This is a genomic window from Bradyrhizobium sp. Bra78 (assembly GCF_024519855.1).
Classification (GTDB): domain Bacteria; phylum Pseudomonadota; class Alphaproteobacteria; order Rhizobiales; family Xanthobacteraceae; genus Bradyrhizobium; species Bradyrhizobium japonicum_G.
On sequence record NZ_JALJRE010000009.1, the window covers coordinates 212410 to 233273 of the forward strand.

The following is a 20864-nucleotide window of genomic DNA, read 5'->3' on the forward strand; positions in this document are numbered from 1 at the left end:
GGTATGGTCGTCCCGGCCTTCGCCGGGACGACGAGGAGTGTGTGGCAACGTCCCGGTCCTTCGGGGAAGTCGGCCATCGGGCCTTGTTTTCTACAAATTGGGCCGCAATTGATGTATCCAGATAAGCCAATGGTCACGCTGTGACGGCACAACGCGCGTGGTCTTTCATTTTGGAGATATTCCGATGTCGCTCGATTCGGACATCATCGTCGACCGCCGCAGGATCCGCCGCAAGCTGACGTTCTGGCGCGTGGTGGCCGCGCTGATCGCGATCGCGGCGATCGCGGGCTTCGCGCTGATCGCGATACCCGGTGCGCGCGGCACGTTCGCATCCGCCGGCTCGATCGCGCGGGTCCAGATCGAAGGCCTGATCCGCAGCGATTCCGATCGCACCCAGGCGCTGGAGCGGCTGGAGAATTCCCAGGCCGCCGCCGTCGTCGTCCACATCAACTCGCCGGGCGGCACCACCGCCGGCTCCGAGCAGCTCTACGATTCGCTGGTACGGCTGAAAGCGAAGAAGCCGCTCGTCGTCGTGGTCGAGGGCCTCGCCGCCTCCGGCGGCTACATCACGGCGATCGCCAGCGACCACATCGTCGCCCAGCAGAGCTCGCTGGTCGGCTCGATCGGCGTGCTGTTCCAGTTTCCCAACGTCTCCGAGCTCTTGAAGACCGTCGGCGTCAAGGTCGAGGAGGTGAAGTCGTCGCCGCTGAAGGCCGCGCCCAACGGTTTCGAGCCGACCAGCCCCGAGGCAAGGGCCGCGCTCGATGCGCTGGTGAAGGACTCCTACGCCTGGTTCAAGGGATTGGTGAAGGAACGGCGTGGCATGGATGACACGCTGCTCGAGAAAGTGGCCGATGGCCGCGTATTCACCGGACGCCAGGCGATCGATCTCAAGCTGATCGACCAGATCGGCGACGAGAAGACTGCGGTGGCCTGGCTGGTCGAGCAGAAGGGCGTCAAGAAGGGTCTCTCCGTGCGCGATTACAAGCTCCAGCCGCGCTTCGGCGATCTGCCGTTCCTCAAGGCGGCGGCCGCCGTAACGCTGGAAGCGCTGGGTTTGGGCTCGATTGCGCATCAAATCGGGCAAACCGGCGTCGTACAGGCGGTCGATCGGCTCGGAATGGATGGAATGCTTGCCCTGTGGCAGCCGGCGGCGTCGAACTGACGGTACCAGAGCGAGCCGTCGAGGTTTTTCCCGTCTGACGCGTGCCGGGCCAGCCCGCTTTTTCGGCATTTGTCACGCATTTTCACGACGCTCAACCTTGATTTAGCGTCTTGACAGATCAAGGTATTTTCACGGAAATGGTCATCCGCACGCTCCCGGGTCCTATCTCTCGATGATCAAATCCGAACTTGTTCAGCGTATCGCCGAGCACAACCCGCATCTGTACCAGCGGGATGTCGAGAACATTGTGAACGCGATTCTCGAAGAGATCGTAGCGGCACTCGCGCGCGGTGACCGCGTCGAGTTGCGTGGCTTCGGTGCCTTCTCGGTCAAGCATCGCCCTGCACGCGCCGGGCGTAATCCGCGGACCGGCGCTCATGTGCCTGTCGACCAGAAGAGCGTTCCGTTCTTCAAGACCGGCAAGGAAATGCGCGAACGGCTGAATCGCGACCATCCGGATCCAGGCGCGCCAGACTGAGGCCGGCGTCGGAGTTTCCCGCGGTCGCGACGGTGCGGCCCGAAGCTTGATTCAAGGCGAGCGAAGCGAGATGCGAAAGTTTCTGACCGCGCTGATCGTGATTCCGCTGGGCCTGGTCCTGGTGACTTTCGCCGTCGCCAACCGGCATTTCGTCACGGTCTCATTCGATCCCTTCGTGTCCGACGACCCGTCTTTCTCGGTCACGCTGCCGCTGTTCCTGCTCCTGATCCTGGTGGCCGCCGTCGGTGTCCTGGCGGGCGGTTGTGCCGTCTGGTTCGGCCAGCGGCACTGGCGCCGTGCGGCGCGCCGGAACGATGCGGATGCACGGGCTGCCAGAACCGAATTGGCCGGTCTGCGGGCCCAGGCGGCCGCGGCAAGGCCCGAGCCCCAGCGTCTCCCCGTTCCCTCCGGGGTGGGCCTTTACGGGCCCGTCGGGCGAGACAAGCAGCGCGCGACGTTGTAGAAGCGGCCGCAACCGAAAACCCCGGTTTTCGGCCGCAGACCCGCGGCCTCCCTTTGCTTTGAGCCCATATCCCTCGAGAACATGTCCCTGCTCGTCAAAATCTGCGGCCTGTCCACGCCCGAGACGCTCGAAACAGCGCTCGACGGCGGTGCCGACATGGTGGGGTTCGTGTTCTTTCCGCCGTCGCCGCGGCATCTGTCGCTGGAACTCGGCCGTGACCTCGGCCGCCAGGTGAAGCGGCGCGCGCTCAAGGTCGCGCTGACCGTCGATGCCGACGACACGACGCTCGACAACATCATGGATGCGCTATCGCCGGACATTTTCCAGCTCCACGGCAAGGAAAGCGTCGCACGGTTGCGCGACATCAAGCAGAAATTCGGCCGCCCGGTGATGAAGGCGCTGCCGGTCGAGACATCAGCCGATCTCGCCGTGCTACCAGGCTACGCTGCGGTCGCCGACCGCATCTTGTTCGACGCGAGGCCGCCGAAGGACGCGACTCGGCCGGGCGGGCTCGGCACAGCCTTCGATTGGCACCTGCTCGAAAACCTCGAGCTCAAACTGCCGTATATGGTTTCGGGCGGTCTGCATGCGGAGAACGTCGCCGAAGCCGTTCGCGTCACCCGCGCAGGCGGCGTCGATATCTCCTCCGGTGTCGAGAGCGCTCCCGGTGTGAAGGATCCGGAGATGATCAAAGCCTTCATTCGCGCCGCGCGCGCCACCCAAGAGTTGAGCGTCCGATGAATATCGCCAAACCCAATTCCTACCGCAGCGGCCCCGACGAGCGCGGCCATTTCGGCATTTTCGGCGGACGCTTCGTCGCCGAAACCCTGATGCCGCTGATCCTCGATCTGGAAAAGGCCTATACCGAGGCCAAGGCCGATCCGGCGTTCCAGGCCGAGATGAACGGCTATCTCAAGAACTATGTCGGCCGGCCTTCGCCGCTCTACTTCGCCGAGCGCCTGACCGAGCATCTCGGCGGCGCGAAAATCTACCTCAAGCGCGAAGAGCTCAACCACACCGGCTCGCACAAGGTGAACAACGTGCTCGGCCAGATCATGCTGGCGCGGCGCATGGGCAAGAAGCGCATCATCGCCGAGACCGGCGCCGGCCAGCACGGTGTCGCCACCGCGACGCTGTGCGCGCGCTTCGGCCTCGACTGCGTGGTCTATATGGGCGCTGTCGACGTCGAGCGGCAGCAGCCAAACGTCATCCGCATGGAGATGCTGGGTGCAAAGGTGGTCCCGGTGCAGTCGGGCACGCGCACGCTGAAGGACGCCATGAACGAGGCGCTGCGCGACTGGGTCACCAACGTGCACGACACCTTCTATTGCATCGGCACGGTCGCGGGCCCGCACCCCTATCCGATGCTGGTGCGCGACTTCCAGTCGATCATCGGCAACGAGACCAAGGTGCAGATGCAGGAGGTCGAAGGCCGGCTGCCGGATTCGCTGGTCGCCTGCATCGGCGGCGGCTCGAATGCGATGGGACTGTTCCATCCGTTCCTCGACGATTCCACCGTCGAGATTTTCGGCGTCGAGGCAGCGGGCCACGGGCTGACGCAACTGCATGCGGCGTCGATCGCGGGCGGCCGTCCCGGCGTGCTCCACGGCAACCGCACTTATCTCCTGATGGATGCCGACGGCCAGATCCAGGACGCGCATTCGATCTCGGCCGGCCTCGACTATCCCGGCATCGGCCCCGAGCATTCCTGGCTGCACGAGATCGGCCGCGTGAACTATCTCTCTGCGACCGATGACGAGGCGCTGGCTGCCTTCCAGCTGCTGTCGAAGCTGGAAGGCATCATTCCCGCGCTCGAGCCCGCGCATGCCATCGCCAAGGTGATGGAGCTCGCGCCGAAGCGGCCAAGGGATCACCTGATGGTCGTCAACCTCTCCGGCCGCGGCGACAAGGACGTCCCGCAGGTCGGCGACATCCTGAGGGGCAAGAGCAAGTGACCACGCGTATCGATACCCGTTTCGCCGAGCTGAAGAAGCAGGGCCGCGCGGCCTTCGTTACCTATGTGATGGCCGGCGATCCCGATCCGGCGACATCGCTCGAGATCGTCAAGGCGCTCTCGAAATCAGGCTCCGACGTCATCGAGCTTGGCATTCCCTTCACCGATCCGATGGCGGATGGTCCGTCGATCCAGGCCGCCGGGCTCCGTGCGCTCAAGGTCGGCATGACGCTGAAGAAGACGCTCGATCTCGTGCGCGGCTTCCGCAAGGACGACAACGTCACGCCGCTGGTGCTGATGGGCTATTACAATCCGATCTACATTTACGGCGTCGACAAGTTTTTGGCCGATGCCAAGACGGCCGGCGTTGACGGCCTGATCATCGTCGATTTGCCGCCGGAGGAAGACGACGAGCTCTGCATTCCCGCGCTGAAGGCGGGCCTGAACTTCATTCGCTTGGCGACCCCGACCACCGACGACAAGCGCCTGCCCGCGGTGCTCGCGAACACGTCAGGCTTTGTCTATTACGTCTCTATCGCCGGCATCACCGGTGCAGCGGCGGCGGATGCGAATGCCGTCGGTGAAGCTGTCGCGCGCATCAAGCGGCATACCAAGCTGCCGATCTGCGTTGGTTTTGGCATCCGCACGCCGGAGGCGGCGCGCGCCATTGCCGAGAAGGCCGATGGTTCGGTGGTCGGCACCGCGCTGGTCGATGCGCTCAAGAACAGCCTCGATTCGGAAGGGCGGGCGACCGCTAAAACCGTTAACGCCGTCGCCGAATTGACGGCGGCGCTGGCCCAGGGCGTCAAGGGCGCGCAACAGGCGGCGGAATAGGCCATAATTCCGCTTTTGGGGCGGCTGACACGGCGGGTTGCCGGGCCGAGGTCCGGCCGCCATATATCCCTTCAGGCGATCCCCTGCGCGGGGTCGCACATCGGAGCAAACCATGAACTGGCTTACCAATGTGGTCCGGCCGAAGATCCGCAACATGCTGCGGCGGGAGACGCCGGAGAATCTCTGGATCAAATGCCCGGATTCCGGACAGCTCGTGTTCTACAAGGACGTCGAGGCCAACCAGTTCGTCATCCCCGGCTCGAACTACCACATGCGCATGGGCGCGGTGGCGCGCCTGAAGTCGATCTTCGACAACGAGACCTGGTACGACGTTGCGCTGCCCGACGTCACGCCGGATCCGCTCAAATTCCGCGACGAGAAGAAGTATGTCGACCGCATCAAGGATGCCCGCGCGCGGACCAATCTGAACGACGCGATCAAGGTCGGCTATGGCAGGCTCGAAGGTGCCGCCGTCGTCGTCGCCGTGCAGGATTTCGATTTCATGGGCGGCTCGCTCGGCATGGCCGCGGGCGAAGCCATCGTGCGCGGGCTGGAGCTCGCGGTCGAGAAGAAATCGCCCTTCATCGTGTTCGCCGCGAGCGGCGGCGCGCGCATGCAGGAAGGCATTTTGTCGCTGATGCAGATGCCGCGCACCACCGTTGCGGTGCAAATGCTGCGTGAAGCAAAACAGCCCTACATCGTCGTGCTGACCAACCCCACCACCGGCGGCGTCACCGCGTCCTACGCGATGCTCGGCGACGTGCAGATCGCCGAGCCCGGTGCGCTGATCGGCTTTGCCGGCGCGCGCGTGATCGAGCAGACCATTCGCGAAAAGCTCCCCGAGGGTTTCCAGCGCGCCGAATATTTGAAGGAGCACGGCATGGTCGACATGGTCGTGCATCGCCACGAGCTGCGTCCGACCCTGGCGCGGCTCTGCCGCCTGCTGACCAAGGCCCCGGCGCAGGAGACCGCATCGAAATCGGTGCAGCCGGTCGTCAGCCCGGCGCAGATCGTATCGGCGGCCGAGACGGCGCCGGCCGCGCCGCACGCGTGAACGCGTCCTCTGACAGCGCAAAGCCGCCGCTCGGCGAATTGATCGGGCGGCTGTCGGCCCTGCATCAGAAGCGGATCGATCTCGGGCTGGAGCGGATGCACCGCCTGCTCGAGCGGCTCGGTCATCCCGAACGAAAGCTGCCCCCGGTGATCCATATCGCGGGCACCAACGGCAAGGGCTCGACCGTTGCCTATCTGCGCGCGACGCTGGAGGCCGCCAGCCTGCGTGTCCACGCCTACACCTCGCCCTATCTCGTCCGCATCAACGAATGCTTCCGGCTCGGCCGCGCCGGCGGCGGCGTGCTGGTCGGCGATGACGAGTTGCGCGCGGCGCTGGAAGAGGTCGAGCGTGTCAATGCGGGTGAGCCTGCGACCGTGTTCGAGCTTAAGACGGCCGCGGCGTTTCATCTGTTCGCGCAGAACCCGGCTGATGTCGTGTTGCTCGAGGTCGGCCTCGGCGGGCGGCTGGATTCGACCAATGTGATCGAGACGTCGGCGGCCTGCGTGATCACGCCGATCAGCATGGATCACATGGACTTTCTCGGTGACACCTTGACGTCGATTGCCGGCGAGAAGGCCGCGATCATCAAGCGCGGCGTGCCGGTGGTTTGTGCCGAGCAGTCGGGCGAGGCGATGGCCGTGATCGAGGCGCAGGCCAAGCGCATGCGCGCGCCGCTGTTTGCGGCGAACGAAAGCTGGCACGTCAATGTCGAGCATGGGCGCCTGGTCTATTCCGACGATCGCGGCTTGATGGATCTCACGGCGCCGCGCCTGTTCGGCCGCCACCAGTTCGACAATGCGGGTCTGGCGATCGCGACGCTGCGTGCCATCCCGAATTTCAAGATCAATCAGGCGGCGTTCGAGGCCGGCATCGTCGGTGCGGAATGGCCGGCGCGGATGCAGCGCATCACGTCGGGCGAGTTGCTCGCTCTCGGCCCACAGGGGTCCGAGATCTGGCTCGACGGAGGGCACAATGCCGAAGGTGGCCGCGTTGCGGCGGCCGCGCTCGGCGATCTCGAGGAGCGGGTGTCGCGGCCGCTGGTGGTGATCGCCGGCATGATGGCCAACAAGGACGCGCGGGGCTTTCTCGCCAATTTCGCCGGCCTGACCCGTCACATCATTGCGGTGCCGATCCCCGACACCGAGAACGCGATGCCGGTCGACCGTGTCACGGATGCCGCGCGCAGCCTCGGCATGCGCGTCGAGATTGCGCCCGGCATCGAGGCCGCGCTGCACGCCCTGGCCAAGCTCGCCTACGAGGTGCCGCCGCGCATCCTGATCACCGGCTCGCTCTATCTCGCCGGCCACGTGCTCGCCATCAACGGCACGCCTCCTGCATAGAAAGTCTCGTGTCCTGGATACGAGCTTGGGAATGCCAATGCGTTTTGCTGCGATTGCCGACGTGCACGGAAACTACCTGGCGCTGGAGGCGGTGCTCGCCGACATCCGCGCCCAGGGCATCGCCGACATCGTCAATCTTGGCGACATGCTGAGCGGCCCGCTCGATGCACGTCGGACCGTCGAGATCCTGATGAAGCTCGATGCCGTGCACGTGCTCGGCAATCACGACCGCTATCTGCTCGACCGTCCTCCGGAGAAGATGGGCTCGTGGGATCGTCCTGCTCACGCCCAGCTCAACGAAGCGCAGCTCGACTGGCTGCGCGCGCAGCCGATGACGCGGGTGTTTCGCGACCAGGTGTTCCTGTGCCACGCGACGCCCGGGAACGACGAGATCTACTGGCTCGATACCGTGCATCCCGACGGCACGGTCGCGCTATCCCCGCTCGACCGGATCGAGCAATTCGCGCAAGGCATCTCGCAATCGCTGATCCTGTGCGCCCACACCCATCTCGCCCGCGCCGTGCGGCTTCACGACGGCCGGCTGATCGTCAATCCAGGCAGCGTCGGCAGCCCCGGCTATCGCGACAAGCATCCGTTCCCGCATGTGGTGGAGGCCGGTACGCCGCATGCGCGTTATGCGATCCTCGAACTGGCGGACGGTGTCTGGCAGGTCACTTTCCGCAACATCGCCTATGATCACGAAACGATGGCCGCGCTCGCACGTCGCAATAACCAGCCGGAGCTGGCGAACGCGCTGGCGACGGGGTGGATCAAATCGTGAAAAAACAAAACGGCCGGCGTATCGCCGGCCATTGCAGAATTCTCAGTTACTTGCGACGCGGATCAGACCGCCGACGTGATCCACTGCTGCAGCTTCGCCTTCGGCGCCGCGCCGACCTGGCGGGAGGCCATCTCGCCGCCCTTGAAGATCATCAGGGTCGGGATCGACATCACGCCATACTTCGACGCCGTCTTCGGGCTCTCGTCGACGTTGAGCTTCACGATCTTGACCTTGTCGCCCATCGCGCCGGCGATCTCGTCGAGGGCGGGCGCGATCATGCGGCAGGGGCCGCACCACTCGGCCCAGAAATCAACGACGACAGGGCCGTTCGCCTTGAGCACTTCGGCTTCGAAATCGGTGTCAGAAACCTTGCCAACGGCCATGGGAGTACCTCACTCGGTTGAAAGAATCGGCGCGACCTGGAATCGCGCCAAGGATCATGGCGTCAACCTATGAACGGCCCCTTGCCGGGTCAAGGATGCTCACGTCGACATGAAGGGATGCCAGCGCCGCGTCCAGCGCGGGAGCCGAAATCTCCATATATTCAAGGGCCTCAGTCCAGAGCAGGACGGCTCGAACAGGCTTTTGGGGATAAAGCCGGGCCAGCACCGCCCGGTACAGCGCAAGCTGCCGGACATAGGCCGCTGGCGCCTCGGTTGCACTCCTGGGCGCCGCCTGGTTGGTTTTGAAATCGACGATCAAAACCTCGTCTGGACGAACGACCAGCCGGTCGATCTGTCCCGACACCAGCGCCGGGCTGCGGCCCGGCCGCTCCAGCCTGCCGACGATGGCGACCTCCGCCCGGCTGCCGGCGGCGAAGACCGGCGCAAACCGCGGTTCGGTGATCAGGGCCAGCACCTTGTCGGCCAGTGCAACACGGTCGGTCTCGGCCCAGTCCGAGGCGTTGCGGGCCATGAAGCCGAGCGCGGCCTCGCGCCGGCGCTCGGTGGCGATGTCGGGCAGGGATTGCAGCAGCCGGTGCACCAGCGTGCCGCGTTGCAGTGCGAGCGAACGGGACTGCACTGATTCGCCGGTCCGCACCGCGCGGCCTTCCTCGGCCGACTGGCCCGACGGGCGCACTGTATCGTCTTCAAGGGTCTCGCGAGCCGCCGGCATCCGCAGCCAGTCAGGCAGCGCAATCGTCTGGTCCACGAACGTGGCCGGCGTGCCTGATGCCTCGATATCCCCGGGCCGGGCAAATCGCGTCACCTTGCCGAGCGGCGTCTCGATGATCTGCTTGTCCAGGCCCGAGCCGGCGAGGCCGGTGTCGACCAGATCGTACCAGCTCAGCTTGCGCACCGTCTTCATATTGCCGGGCATGCAACCGCCGACGATCAGACGATCGGCCGCGCGCGTCATCGCGACGTAGAGCAGGCGGCGGTATTCGTCCTCGGTTTCTTCGATCATGGCTTTGCGCGCGTCGGCGACCGGTTTGGGATCGTCGGCCTTGCGGCCGGCCCAGACCACGACCTCGCCGCCATTGCCGCGCGGCACGTGGATCAGCCGGACCCGCTGCGAGTCCGCGGGCGACGATGTGGTGTCGACCATGAACACGACCGAGGCTTCCAGGCCCTTGGCGCCGTGCACCGTCATCACCCGCACCTCGTCGCGCGAGATCTCCATGTCGCGCTTCACCTCGGTGTCGGCCGAACGCAGCCAGGCCATGAAACCCTGCAGCGAGGCCGGCGCCTTGCGCTCGTAGTTCAGCGCGAGCTCGAGGAATTCGTCGAGCGCGTCGTTGGCCTCGTGACCCAGGCGGCGCAGGATGCGCGCCCGTCCGCCGTCGCCACCGAGCAGCCAGGCGTAGAAGGCGAACGGCGTTTCCTCGCGCACGCGTGCCTCGCAGGCCTCTAGCCGCCGCAGTGCCGCGGCGAACCTCTCGCTTGTGGCTGCATGCTCGCCAAGCGCGCGGCGCAGCGATCCCTTGCGATTCCAGGCGAGCATAAACAGGTCGTCGTCATCGAGCCCGAACAACGGGCTCTTCAGGGCCACCGCGAGCGCGAGATCGTCCTGCGGAAGCAGCAGCGCGTCGGCGAGGTTCATCAGGTCGATGATCGCGATGTGCTCGGTCAGCTTGAGCCGGTCGGCGCCGGCCACCGGAACGTTGGCGTGCTTCAGCGCCTGGATCACGGCATCGAACGCATTGCCGCGCCGGCGCACCAGGATCAGCATGTCGCCATAGCGCAGCGGCCGGCGCTCGCCCTCGTGCCCCGTCAGCGTGCCGCTCTCGACCAGCCGTTTGATCTCGATCTGGATGCGGCGGGCGAGCTTGACCTCGGGACTGGTGACGGCGACGCCGTCGAACGGCGCGCGCCAGCCCTCGATGTCCTGCCGGTCGTCGGCCTCCGCAAGGTCCCATAGCTCGATCACGCTGGGACCGGCGTCGGCGAGCGCATTGTGCAGGGGATGGCCGATCTCGGGCGAATGGATGCTCTTGTAGATCTCGGGTTCACGGAAGACGTGGTCGACAGAGTGCAGGATCGACGCACCCGAGCGGAACGAATAGGTGAAGGCGACCGGGTCGAACTTCAATCCGGCCGCGGTGAACTTGCGATTCAGCTCGCGCCTGCGTGCGTCGAATTCCCGGGGCTGCGCGCCCTGGAACGAGAAGATCGACTGCTTCTCGTCGCCGACGGCGAAGATCGTGCGGTTGAGCCCCTCGCGTGCGCCTTCGCCGGCCGTGAATTCCGAGATGATGTGCGCGACGATGTCCCATTGCCGCGGGCTGGTGTCCTGGGCCTCGTCGATCAGGACGTGATCGACGCCGCGGTCGAGCTTGTAATGCACCCAGCCCGACGAGACGCGGTCCAGCATCGCCAGCGTCTTGTCGATGAGGTCGTCATAGTCGAGCAGGCCGCGCTCCTGCTTCTCGCGGCGGTAGTTCGCGGCAGCCGCGGTCGCGATATGCAGCAGGGCCGCGGTGCGGTCGCGCATGGTCACCGCGCGGCGCGTCTCGATCAGTCCACCGAGGCGCTGCGCCTCGTTCTCGAACAGGCGGGCGACCGAAGGATTGTGATCGCCAAACTTCCTGGTCAGCACCGCCTTGCGCGGCAGCTTTTCGTCGGTGAGGAAAACACCGAGATAGGCATCGACCTGCGCCGCGCCGGAAAACGCCTTTGCCTCGCGAAGGCGGCTGGCCTGGTCATTGTCCGACTTGCTGCCGTCTTCCAGCGCAAAGGCAATGTCGTCCCAGCGGGATCGCGGCAGGAACGGACCGTCGAGAATTTCCGTCTCGACGTCCTCGATGCGGTCGTTCGCGTCCACGCCCAGCGCCGCCTCCATCTGCGCCGCGGCAGCTTCCGCGTTGCCGGCCTCGTCGGTCCAGGCCATGAAATGATCGCGGCTCAGGCAAGCCTCGCGCACGACCTCCTTGAAAGTCACGTCGGCGGCGCTCGCCATCGCGGTCAGCAGTGCGCGGCCGGTGATGCTCTCCGGATCGCGGGCGGCCTCCAGCAGCACCTTCAGATTGGCGCGCTCCATCATGTCGGTCTGGTCGCGCTCGTCGATCACGGCGAAGCGTGCCGGCACGTTGGCCTCGAACGGAAACTGCTGGAGCAGACGCGTGCACAGCGCGTGGATGGTCTGCACCTTCAGCCCGCCCGGCGTTTCCAGCGCACAGGCGAACAGCTTTCGTGCGTCGCGCCGCAGTTTAGCATTGGGGTGCGGGATGCCGACGGCGCGGATCGCCGCATCGAGCGCCGTGTCGTCCAGCGTGACCCAATGACCGAGTGTGGTAAACACGCGCTCGGCCATGTTGGCGGCGGCGGCCTTGGTGAAGGTGATGCAGAGGATCTTTTCCGGCGGCACGCCCGCCAGCAGGAGACGGATCACGCGCTGCACCAGCACGTGCGTCTTGCCCGAGCCGGCATTGGCCGACACGAAGGCCGACGAAGTCGGATCGGACGCGCGGGCCTGCCTGGCGCGCACTTCATCCGGGATGGGGCGCGGAGCCTTCACCATTCCTCGATCCCCAGGCCGCCGGCCGCCGACCATTCCTTGATGCGGGCGAGATCGTCATAGGTGCCGTAGCGGTTGGTCCACATCGGCAGGTTCAGCGAGGTGTATGGCTGATTCTCGTCCTCGAAGGCGCGGATCAGCGCCTCCAGCTTGGCCCTCGCTTCTGCGGCCGCGGTGTCCGGCGGCTGCGGCTCGTCGCCTTGCTTGAATTTGAGCTCGAGGATGCGCTCCTCGCCGGGCGGATTGTTGCCGCTGAGACGAACATAGACGAGCTGGCTCACCGAGGCGCCGGCGTCGATGTCCGGAAAGCCGCCCTCGCGCAGGATCGCGGCTTCCAGCGTGAGCTGCGGCGACAGGCCCATGCGGACCTGCTTGCCGGTCGGCGGCTGGCCGGTCTTGTAGTCGAGGATGGCGTAGCGGCCGCCCTGGCGCCGCTCGATGCGGTCGGCGCGGGCGGAGAGCTGGAAGCTGCGCTCGTTGTCGAGCCGGATCGAGATCTGGCCGCGGGTCTCGGCAGCGATCGCTTCGATGGTGCCGCGCCGCGCCGTCTCCCACTCGCCGAACCAGCGCGCGATGCGCTGGAAGCGCGGCCACCACAGCGCGCGCGCTTCGGGCCGTTCCATCAACGGCGTAAAATGCTTCTCCCCGATCGCGCGCAGTACGCCGGCGGGATCGTCGGGCAGATTCGTTGCATAGGTTTCGGTGAACTCGCCGAGCGCCTCGTGGATCGCCGAACCGCGGTCGGCGGCCGACAGCGGCATGTCGACCGGATCGAGCACGTCGAGCCGCAGGATGTGCTTGGCGTAGATCGTGTAGGGATCGCGCAGCCAGTCCTCGATCGCGGTGACGGACATTTTCAACGGCCGCGTCGCGCGCGGCGGCCGCGGCTCGGGCTGCTTGATCGGCGTGACCTCGGCGGGCCGATCCAGTGCGCTCGCAAACTGCACGTATTTCTCGCCGGCGCGAATGGCGGCCTTCCAGTGCGCGTCGCCCGCGACCGCCTCCAACCGGTGCAGGAAGCGCGAGGCCACCGCCGGCGCGCCGCCGGCCTTGGCGGAATGGGTGAGGATCACTTCATCTCCGCCGAGCAGCTGCGCAAAATCGTGTGCGGAGAGGCCGATACGGCGCTCCGGCAGATCGAGGCCGAGCTCGTGCCGCATCGGTCGGCTAAGCCAGGGATCGATGCGCGGCGCCGGCGGCCAGACGCCCTCGATCAGCCCGCCGACGATGACGCGGTCGGCCTGCATCAGGCGCGATTCCAGCGGGCCGTAGATTTGCAGGCGCGCGCCCGGTCTGTCCCGCCGCCGCACCGCGCGATCGCTGAACGCGGTCTGGAACACGTCGGGATAGTCGGGCAGCGGCACCATCAATCCGCTCGTCGTGCCGCCGCGCAGGAGGTCGTCGAAGGCGCTCGCGAGTGCGAGGCCCTCGCGTTCCTCGAAAGCCAGCGGGATGCCCTGCTCGTCGCGCGACAGTTCGATCAGGATCTCGCGATGCCGGTGCGCGAGCTCGGCAAAGTCATACGGTTTCGACGACGCCAGGCTCTCCATCGGCGCCAAGGCTCGTCGCAAGGCATCGATCAGTGCCTGGACGCCGTCGAGATCCTCCGCCTTCAGACGCGCGCGCGGCTCTGCGCGGTGCAGGGCGGAAACCTCGCTGCGCCACAGCTTTGCCAACTCCTCGCGAAAACGATTGAACTCGCGCAGCAGCCCGGCCGTGCCCGCAGGCGGGCGCGTGCCGCGCAAGACCGCGAGCTCGAGGTCTTCGATCGCGGCCTTCCACGCGCCAGGTCGCCGTCCGAGCCGGCACAGCGGATGTTTCAGCATCGCCAGCAGCGTCGGCGGCTCCAATCCCCTGGTCGCCGCTTCCGATGCCAGACGCGCGAAAACGCCGGCGGAGGTCTCCATCAAGACGTCGCCGCCGGAATCGTCGAACGCGAGATCCCATCGGGTCAGCGCCGCCATCACCCGCCGCGCCAGCGCGCGATCCGGCGTGACCAAAGCCGCCGATTTATCGAGATGCCGCGCCTCGCGCATCGCGATGGCGATGGCGAGCGCTTCCATCTCGGGATTGGGCGCTTCGACCACAGCGAGATTGCTCATGCCGGCGGTGATCTTCGCGGCCACGTCCGGCTGCTTCAGCCGGTCGTGCCAGACTTCCGTCTTGGCCGAAGGCCGCATCGATTCGGACGCCAGGAGATCGCGACCGCCTTCCGCCGGCGGCTGGAGACTGTCGACGTCGCTGCGCTTGATGCCAAAACGATCCAGCAGCGCATGCATGGCGTATTGCGGATGGTTCGACGCCGGATGCTCGACGAATTTGCCGAGCGCGTCGCGCACGCCGCCGATGGTCCGCCAGGCGTCGTCGTCGAGATCGGTGTCGAGGCCCGGCAGCACCACCGCCCCATGCGGCAGCGAGGCGACTGCGTGGAGGAATTTTGCGGTGGCCGGCATCGAGCCGGTCGAACCCGCGGCGATCACGGGTCCACGGGGATGCGCGGTCAGCCGTTTTGCTTCCGCCGCGATCAGGAGATCGCGCCGCGCGGCGGGCTCGATCCGGTTGATCTCGGCGAGGTGGCCGGGCCAGGCGATGCGCGCGATACGCAGGAATTCGAGCGAGTGCTGCCAGTAGCGATCGAGCAGGTCCGGCACCAGCCCATCGAGCGCGCTCCAGTCGACGCCGCGCGTGACCATATCGTCGATCAGGCGTGCGAGATCGGAAGCCAACGCCAGCGTCGAGGCGGGCCCGCCGACCACCAGTGGCGACAGTACCGGACCCTTGGCCCAGGCCGCGACGAGTTGCGCCAGCGTCAGCCGCCGTTCGAGCTCGCCGAGCCGCGGCGGAATGTCGAGCGGCGTTGCGCCGGAAAACTGCTCGCCTTCATCGGCAAAGGCGAGTTCGTCCTCGTCGATGTCGCCGAGCGCGACAATGCGCGGCAGCACGACGGCGTCGGCCTTCATCTCGTCGAGGAAGATCTCGCGGACGACCCGCATGGCGCGCCTTGTCGGCAGGTACAGCGTAGCGTCCGCCAGTCGCGCCGGCTCCTTGCGTGCCTCGAAGCCGTCGACCAGCCGGCCGTCGAGCAGGCTCGAGACGACCGTGCGCAGGAACGGAACTGAGATGGGAACACTGAAAACGCGCATCGGCTGCCTGATTCGGGGATCAGGCGCCAATATAGGGGGGCGGACTCAAATGGATACGGGTGCGGGGAGATCTTCCCCGCTGTTCGCCGGGCTAGAACAGGTGCTGCAGGGTGGGCAAAGGCGTACTTGCGCCGTGCCCACCATGTCTGCCGCGAGTTTCAGCTTGGTTGGCACGCTTCCGCCTTCGCTCTTCGAGCCACGGCGGACAAGTCGCTTTGCCCATCCTGCGGCACCGTGTTCGAGGCGACTTACGCCACGCTCTCCAGAAACGCCTCTTCCGCCGCGTGCACGGCGTCCGGCGTGCCGACATGCATCCAGACACCGTCGAGGCGGAGGCCGAACAGCCGCTCCTGCTCGCCCGCGCGGTCGAACATCTTCGTCAGCGAGAATTCGCCCTGCGGCGCGTCGGCGAAGATCGAGGGCGACATGATCGCGGCACCCGCGTAGACGAACGGAACGACCTCTTTTTCCTTGCGCTTGCGCAAGGCGCCGTCGGGCGTCATGCCGTAATCGCCGCGGCCGCTATAGCCGATGCTGGTCGTCGTCGGCGCCATCAAGAGCAGGATGTCCATCCGCGCAGGATCGAAGTTTTCGGCGAGCCGCGTCAGGTTCGGACGTACGCCGTCGATCCAAAGCGTGTCGGAATTGACGTGGAAGAACGGTGCATCCCCGAGCAGCGGCAACGCCTTGACCACGCCGCCGCCGGTGCCGAGCACCTGATCGCGCTCGTCCGAGATGGTGACGCGCGGGTGCTGGCGGGATGCGGTGTGATCGATGATCTGGTCCGGCAGATAATGCACGTTGACCACCGCCTCGGTCACGCCGGCCCGGCCGAGCTTGTCGAGCACATGATCGAGCAGCGGCTGGCCGGCCACCGGCACCATCGGCTTCGGCATCTTGTCCGTCAACGGACGCATGCGTAGCCCGAATCCTGCGGCGAGCACCATTGCTTTGGTCGGTTTGACGGACATCCTTCGCTTTCTCAAGCCTGCTGATTTCGCGTTCGCAGCAATCCTAACACGAGGTTGGACCGGCCGCACCGCGTCTTAACCGCCTTAGCCAGCTGCGGTGACGGTTGTGCGACGGGTGTTGCCGTCACGCCCCGACGGCTGTGGACCGCGCCTTTTTCTTCCTGTCACCGAGCTTGAGGAAATTGACGCCGATCTGGTCGCCATTGACCCAAGCCAGTTCGCAACGCCGATACGCAAGTCCGGTGGACGACAACAGCAGAAAGAATTCCTTCAGATGCAGGCCCTCGACCGAGCCGTCGATGGTCAGCTTGGCGCCGCTATCGGAAACATCCTCCATGGTGCAGTCGCGCCGCCAGGTGCCGTCGATCCCCATCATCTGGGCCGCGATCCCGCGCTCGAAAACAACCCGGCTGTTGCCGCGCTGGTCCGTCTTCACCGCCATCTGCCCTGCTCCAGCCCGTAATTACCCGGCTGCCTCGGCGCCAGATTACCGGTGACTTGGCTAACAGCCGGTAAATCCGGCCCCCGAAGCAGCCTCGGAGCCGCTCTTGCAGCTGCATGCTAGGGCGCCGGCACGTTAGCGAGATACCAGTCGCGCAGGGAGCTAAGCGCGGGATGCGCCAGCGAGCGTTGGAGATAGGTCCAGATCCGCGGCTGGTGACGCAGATAATGCGGCTTGCCGTCGCGGCGGTTGAGGCGGGCGAAGGTGCCGAGCAGGCGCGTGTTCCGCTGCGCCGACATGATGGCGTAGAGCTCGGCGAAGCCGGCCGCGTCGAAGCTGGCGTCACCCGCGCGCCGCGCCTTGATGTAGCGCGACAGCAGCGTCAGCTCGAGGCCTTCCGGCACGTCGATGCGGGCGTCCTGGAGCAGCGACACCACGTCGTAGGATTGCGGTCCGAGCACGGCGTCCTGGAAATCGATCACGCCGACGCGCTCGATGCCGTTGCGGTCCGCAAGCCAGATCAAATTGGGCGAGTGATAGTCGCGGATGATCCACGTCTTCGGCGCCGCCAGCGGCTTTCGCAGCAGCTCGCGCCACATCGCGAAAAATTCCGCGCGCTTCGCCTCGCTCAGCGGCGCATCGCGATCGGGCAGGTACCATTCCGGCATCAAGCCGATCTCGATCAATAATGCTTCGGTGTCGAAGACCGGAATGGCGTAGGTCTGCCCGTCCAGCGGCAACGTCTCCGGCAGCGTCTTGCCGTGCAGCGCGGCCAGCACGTCGGCCGCGGCTTCGTAGCGCTCGGCGATCGGGCGCGGCGGATACCCTTCGACCACGCCTTCGCTGCCGAAGTCTTCCGTGATCAGGAAGCCATGGTCGAGATCGGAATGGTGGATCGCGGGCGCCGAGATTCCCTGCGCGCGCAGGCCTTCGTCGATCGCCACGAACGGTCGGACGTTCTCGGCGAGATGCACCGCGGCGCTGTAGGATTTTCCGTTGTACATCGCCGCGCCGTCGGGCCGCTGCGGAAAGTTCATGAGAATGACGATCTCGTCGCCACGCAGCAGCCGTGCATAGGAGCGGGTCGAGGCGTCGCCCGCCATGCGCTTGCGCATCGCATCCATGTAGCCGGATGCATCTAGGAATTCGCGCAGCCCCTGCAGCCGTGCGACGGCCGCGGCGGCCTTGCCGTAACCGGTGATGTCGGCGGCGCGCGCATTCGAGCCCAGCGCCGGCCGATGCGTCAGTGCGATGTCGATGCGATCCTGCGGCATCGCCGAGGGCGCGCGCTCCGGCCATTCGATCAGCACGAGCGTGGCGTCCGGGAGCGGCGACAATCCGATCTCCTCGAGCTCGCTCTCGTCCTCGACGCGGTAGAGGTCGGCATGCATCACCGGGAACGGCGGCAGCTCGTAGCCCTGCACCAGCGTGAAGGTCGGGCTCGGCACCTCCAGCGCCTCGTCGCCGGCGAGATAGCGGATCAGGCTGCGGGCCGCTGCGGTCTTGCCGGCGCCGAGGTCGCCGGTGAGCGTGATGACGTCGCCGGGACCGACCAGCAGCGCGAGGTCGGCCATCAATTGCGCAGTCGCCGTCTCGTTGTGAAGCGCGACGGAGAATGTGGTTGGCGCAGTCATTCGGCGGCGTCGCGATGCGCCGCCTGGTCGGTCGGGAAGTCGCAGATCACGACCGTGCCGCGGCCGACGATCGAATCCACCCGCACCATGCCGCCATGCAGCTCGACGAAGGAGCGCACCAGCGACAGGCCGAGCCCGGCGCCGCGGTGACGCGAGCCCTGCGAGCGGCTTTCGAACCAGTTGAACACCTTGTCCTTCATGTCGGCAGGTATTCCAGGCCCGGAATCTGTCACAGTGAAGACCACGCTGTGTTCGGTGCGGCGGGCGCTGATGCCGACGGTGGAATCCTGTGGAGAAAACCCGACGGCGTTGGCGAGAAGGTTATAGAGCACCTGCACCACGCGCTTCTCGTCGCCGATGAAGCTGCCGATATCGGGCGCAATCTCGACCTTGAGGCGGATGCGGTCGGTGGCGAGCCGGTCCTGGATGCCCTCGGCGGCGAGCTCGATGGTCTTGCTGACGTCGACCGGGCCGAGTTCCAGCTTCATGGCGCCGGCGTCGATGGTGGCGAGATCCAGGATGTTGTTGGTCAGCGCCAGCAGCGCGTTGGTCGATTTGGTGACGTAGTCGAGATATTCGGCCTGTTTCGGCGTCAGCGGCCCGGTCGAGGGATCGCTGAGGAAATGCGCAAAGCCGATGATGGTGGTGAGCGGCGAGCGCAGCTCGTAGGAGACGTGGTGGACGAAATCCACCTTCATCTGGTCGGCGGCCTCCAGCGCCTCGTTGCGCTCGCGCAGCGCGCGCTCGACGTTCTCGGTGTCGGTGATGTCCTGGAACGTCAGCATGGTGGCGCCGTCATGCAGCGGCCGGATCATGCCGTCGAGCACGCTGCCGTCCTTGCGCTCGAGCTTCAGCGGCACGTCGGCGCGGCTCTCGATCGAGGTGACGGCCTCGCGGATCTGCCGCCAGACCACGGGATCGTCGAACAGCTGATGGCACCAGCCCTCGACCGTCTGGATGTGCGGCTCGTCGCGCATGGCGTCGCTGGACAGCTTCCACATCCGGACGAAGGCCGGGTTGAACAGCTGGGCCTTGCCGTTGCTGCCGAACACGGCGACGCCCTCGGCGAGGCTGTCGAGCGTCTCGCGCTGGACCCGGATCATGCCGTCGAAGCGGCGGGCAAGCTCCAGGCTCTCGGTGACGTCGTCGAACAGATAGGTGACGCCGCCTTCCGGATTGGGCGTGGTGACGACGGAGAGCGCGCGGCCGTCGGGCAGGTACCAGGTGTCCTTGGCGGTCTCGACCGCGCGATAGGCCTCATGCAGCTTGGCCTTCCAGGCGCGGAAGTCCGGCTGCTCCGGCAGTTTCCGCGCGGCGCGGAGCTTGTCGAGGACGCTGGAATCGTCGGGGTTTGCGTCGAGGAAGGTGCGGTCGAGGTCCCACAGCCGCCGGTAGGAATCATTGTAGAAGGCGAGCCGCCGCTGACCGTCGAACACGGCAACGCCGGAGGAGAGCTGGTCGAGCGTGCGCCGATGCGCCTCCGCCATCCGCACCAGCGCCGTACTCAGCCCATTCGCCTCGCTGGCATCGATGGCAACGCCGACATTGCCGCTGCCGACATTGACGGCGCGGACGTCATAGATGCGGCGCTCGCCGCCGATCACGATCGGCAGCCGCGAAGTGAAATTGGCCGCTTCCTTCAGTCCCCGCTCCATCGCGATCCGGTCGGCGCTGTCGAGCAGTTCGAGCTTGCGCTCCTGGGCATCGGTGATGCTGGCCGCCTCGGTCGCACGGACATAGGCGGGGTTGGCGTAAGCCAGCGCGCCGTTCTCGCCCTTGGCCCAGATCGGCCAGGGTGCGGCAGCGGCGAAGCCGCGCAGCATCTCGGTCTCGTCGGAGAGCGCCTTGTAGCGAAGATTGGTCTCGGCCAGATCGCGGCGGACCCCTGAGAGTTCGCGAATCCTGACGATGGCCTGGCCGCCGATGGCGCGGCCAATGGCCTCGAGCGTATGGCCATGCGCGGTGGTCAGCGTCAGCTGGAACCCGTCACCGCGGTCGCGCAGCGCATCGACTGCGTGATCCATCTGGAGCGCGGGTTCCGGCGGCAGCCAGGTTCCAAACGCGAGCACGCGCTGCGGGGAGGAGTCGCGCGGCAGCACCAGGGAAATGTCGCCGGAAACCTGCGCGCGATTGTTGCCCGCCGGCCAGGAGATCAGGATCTGCGGCTCGGCGAACAGCAGCGCGCCGAAGCGGTCGGCCTGGAGCTGGAGTTCCCCGATCCGCGCGCGCAGCTGCGCCTCGTTCTTCGCCGTACGCACGCGCGTGCGCATCAGGAGGATCGCGGCCACAACCGAAAAGCCGAGCAAGGCCAGCGCGGTGGCCAGCACCGCGAGTTCCTGCCGGTTGAAATCCAGCATCATTGAGAGTGTGTCGACGAGGTCGGCGGCTTCAGCCGGTCCAGCCGGCAGCAGCGCCGCAAGAGCGCTCCCCACAAGCCCGTCGCGCACGAGCGATGTGCACGACAGCAGCGTCCGACGCATCGACACGATCACGCCTGACATCATTGCCCCAAGATCGCACAGATTTGCGCGCGACGACCCCCGTCGCGCGCGAATCAAACGACAATACCCTCACCGTGACTCGGCCGGTAAGAGTCCAGATCGTGAACGCAAAGGGCGCCCCAAAAAAATGCAGGGCACAGCGTTCCA

The 20864-nt window shown here is 66.2% G+C and carries 16 protein-coding genes; 9 read left to right on the forward strand and 7 right to left on the reverse strand.

The window, feature by feature from the left end; genetic code table 11:
• The first annotated feature begins 184 nt into the window (after positions 1-184).
• From sppA to OC450_RS21335, 9 genes are all read left to right on the forward strand, one after another.
• A complete protein-coding gene (sppA, locus tag OC450_RS21295) occupies positions 185-1165 on the forward strand; it encodes a signal peptide peptidase SppA (protein WP_262048582.1) in 981 nt (326 codons plus the stop codon).
• A gap of 172 nt (positions 1166-1337) precedes the next feature.
• Positions 1338-1643: an integration host factor subunit beta gene (locus OC450_RS21300; RefSeq protein WP_007598410.1), complete on the forward strand. Its 306-nt coding sequence runs from the start codon at positions 1338-1340 to the stop codon at positions 1641-1643.
• Between the two features lie 70 nt (positions 1644-1713).
• Positions 1714-2106 (forward strand): lipopolysaccharide assembly protein LapA domain-containing protein, encoded by a 393-nt coding sequence (locus OC450_RS21305; RefSeq protein WP_211383863.1) that lies wholly within the window; start codon positions 1714-1716, stop codon positions 2104-2106.
• An 81-nt stretch (positions 2107-2187) separates the two neighbouring features.
• Positions 2188-2847 (forward strand): phosphoribosylanthranilate isomerase, encoded by a 660-nt coding sequence (locus OC450_RS21310; RefSeq protein ID WP_262048583.1) that lies wholly within the window; start codon positions 2188-2190, stop codon positions 2845-2847.
• The gene (trpB, locus tag OC450_RS21315) at positions 2844-4061 is read left to right on the forward strand and encodes a tryptophan synthase subunit beta (RefSeq protein ID WP_211383865.1); all 1218 of its coding nucleotides are present in this window, start codon (positions 2844-2846) and stop codon (positions 4059-4061) included. Before OC450_RS21310 ends, trpB begins: the two co-directional genes overlap by 4 nt.
• Positions 4058-4894 carry a tryptophan synthase subunit alpha gene (gene trpA / locus OC450_RS21320; RefSeq protein ID WP_211383866.1) on the forward strand — a complete coding sequence of 279 codons (837 nt, stop codon included), beginning with the start codon at positions 4058-4060 and terminating at the stop codon, positions 4892-4894. Before trpB ends, trpA begins: the two co-directional genes overlap by 4 nt.
• A 112-nt stretch (positions 4895-5006) precedes the next feature.
• The gene (gene accD, locus OC450_RS21325) at positions 5007-5948 is read left to right on the forward strand and encodes an acetyl-CoA carboxylase, carboxyltransferase subunit beta (RefSeq protein WP_262048584.1); all 942 of its coding nucleotides are present in this window, start codon (positions 5007-5009) and stop codon (positions 5946-5948) included.
• Positions 5945-7288, forward strand: a complete 1344-nt coding sequence (locus tag OC450_RS21330) for a bifunctional folylpolyglutamate synthase/dihydrofolate synthase (RefSeq protein WP_262048585.1) — start codon at positions 5945-5947, stop codon at positions 7286-7288. Before accD ends, OC450_RS21330 begins: the two co-directional genes overlap by 4 nt.
• 37 nt (positions 7289-7325) lie before the next feature.
• Positions 7326-8069, forward strand: coding sequence for a metallophosphoesterase family protein (locus tag OC450_RS21335; protein WP_262048610.1), 744 nt, complete (start codon positions 7326-7328; stop codon positions 8067-8069).
• 62 nt (positions 8070-8131) lie between these two features.
• Here the strand turns inward: OC450_RS21335 and trxA are convergent, their stop codons facing one another.
• The 7 genes from trxA to OC450_RS21370 form a co-directional block, all read right to left on the reverse strand.
• The gene (gene trxA / locus OC450_RS21340; protein ID WP_007598398.1) at positions 8132-8452 is read right to left on the reverse strand and encodes a thioredoxin; all 321 of its coding nucleotides are present in this window, start codon (positions 8450-8452) and stop codon (positions 8132-8134) included.
• 67 nt (positions 8453-8519) lie between these two features.
• Positions 8520-12029 carry a double-strand break repair helicase AddA gene (gene addA, locus OC450_RS21345; protein ID WP_262048586.1) on the reverse strand — a complete coding sequence of 1170 codons (3510 nt, stop codon included), beginning with the start codon at positions 12027-12029 and terminating at the stop codon, positions 8520-8522.
• Positions 12023-15169: a double-strand break repair protein AddB gene (addB, locus tag OC450_RS21350; RefSeq protein ID WP_262048587.1), complete on the reverse strand. Its 3147-nt coding sequence runs from the start codon at positions 15167-15169 to the stop codon at positions 12023-12025. Before addB ends, addA begins: the two co-directional genes overlap by 7 nt.
• Positions 15170-15417: 248 nt before the next feature.
• Positions 15418-16140, reverse strand: a complete 723-nt coding sequence (locus tag OC450_RS21355) for a nucleotidyltransferase family protein (RefSeq protein WP_211383872.1) — start codon at positions 16138-16140, stop codon at positions 15418-15420.
• A gap of 124 nt (positions 16141-16264) precedes the next feature.
• The gene (locus OC450_RS21360; protein ID WP_256807582.1) at positions 16265-16582 is read right to left on the reverse strand and encodes a PilZ domain-containing protein; all 318 of its coding nucleotides are present in this window, start codon (positions 16580-16582) and stop codon (positions 16265-16267) included.
• A gap of 119 nt (positions 16583-16701) precedes the next feature.
• Positions 16702-18216: a tRNA (adenosine(37)-N6)-threonylcarbamoyltransferase complex ATPase subunit type 1 TsaE gene (tsaE, locus tag OC450_RS21365; protein ID WP_262048588.1), complete on the reverse strand. Its 1515-nt coding sequence runs from the start codon at positions 18214-18216 to the stop codon at positions 16702-16704.
• Positions 18213-20717 carry a sensor histidine kinase gene (locus tag OC450_RS21370; RefSeq protein WP_262048589.1) on the reverse strand — a complete coding sequence of 835 codons (2505 nt, stop codon included), beginning with the start codon at positions 20715-20717 and terminating at the stop codon, positions 18213-18215. The genes tsaE and OC450_RS21370 overlap by 4 nt, the downstream gene beginning before the upstream one ends.
• Positions 20718-20864 lie beyond the last annotated feature (147 nt).